The sequence below is a fragment of the Kitasatospora sp. NPDC047058 genome (assembly GCF_040643935.1).
In the GTDB taxonomy this organism is placed as follows: domain Bacteria; phylum Actinomycetota; class Actinomycetes; order Streptomycetales; family Streptomycetaceae; genus Kitasatospora.
Map to the genome: position 1 here is coordinate 1 of NZ_JBEYVJ010000928.1, position 1,160 is coordinate 1,160.

At 76.7% G+C, this 1,160-nt stretch carries 2 protein-coding genes; both read right to left on the reverse strand.

The window, feature by feature from the left end:
- Positions 1-263 (reverse strand): class I SAM-dependent methyltransferase (locus ABZ885_RS41700; protein WP_360200496.1); only part of this gene is annotated, 263 nt, incomplete at its 3' end.
- A complete protein-coding gene (locus ABZ885_RS41705; RefSeq protein WP_360200498.1) occupies positions 260-949 on the reverse strand; it encodes a DUF2064 domain-containing protein in 690 nt (229 codons plus the stop codon). The genes ABZ885_RS41705 and ABZ885_RS41700, both read right to left, overlap by 4 nt.
- Between the last annotated feature and the right edge of the window lie 211 nt (positions 950-1,160).

Consider the following 1,160-nt stretch of genomic DNA (forward strand, 5'->3'; position numbering starts at 1 on the left):
GGTACGCCGAGCGCGAGCAGTTCCGCCACCAGCCGGCCGGGCCCGCACCCGAGGTCCAGCACGGGCGCCCCCAGCCGTACGCACCGCAGCAGCAGGCTGTGGTCGGCCCCGGTCGCCGGCGCGCACCAGCGTTCGATGTCCAGCAGGATCCGGCCGCCGTCGTCCCAGCGGAGCCACAGCGGGCCGCGCCCGGTCCGGACGGCTTCGGCGAACGGGTCGTCGACCCAGGCCGCGGTGACGGTCGACCCGGTCAACTCGGTCAACTGGTCTTCTCCGCGGCTCGCTCGATCGACCGCAGGCACGCCGCGAACCGGCTGTCCGGAGCCTGCGCGGCGACCAGCCGCGCGTCTCCGGCGGTGTCCACGTCCATCAGCTCCGGCAGCCGTTCCACCACCAGCCCGGCCGTCCCCAGTCGGTCCAGGAGGGCTGCGCCGGTCCCCGGCGTGGACATCGGCACGCCCACCAGCAGCCGCCGGGCGAGTTCCGCCGTCGGCCGCGCCAGCCCGAGCGCCCAGAACCCGCCGTCGGCCGCCGGGCCGTACCAGGCGTCGACGCCCGCCCGGCGGGCCGCCGACAGCGGCTCGGCCAGCACCGCCGCCCCCACCTGCGGCGTGTCCATCCCGACCAGCAGCGCGGGTGCGCCCGGTGCCAGCCGGGCCGCCGCGGCGAACGCCGCCGCCAACCGCTCGTCCAGGCCGCCACCGCTCTGCGGGATCACCTGCCACCCGGCCGGCACCCACGCACCGGGCTCACCGTCGAGCACCAGCAGCCGCTGCCCGGCCGGGACGGCGGAGAGCGTCCGCAGCGTGTCGGCGAGCGCGGCCGCCGCGAGCTCGGCGGCCTGGTCGGGGGTGAAGTGCGGGGTGAGTCGGGTCTTCACCCGGCCCGGCACCGGCGCCTTGGCGATCACGAGCAGCGTCGGCGGCGGGGCGGCGAGCACGGCCCGCATGTCGCGGACGGCCTGCCGGGTGCCGCGCAGCGTGCCGGTGACCTTCGAGCGGCCGGTGCGGGGCAGGTAGTCGACCGCCGTCTCGGCGATGCGCATCCCGGCCGCCGAGGCGGCGAGCACCATCTCCAGGGGGTAGCATTGGTGCGTTGCTGCATGCGTGAAATCTACCGCGCTCGGCAGGTACGCGGCGAACCGGTGGCGTGTTTTCACG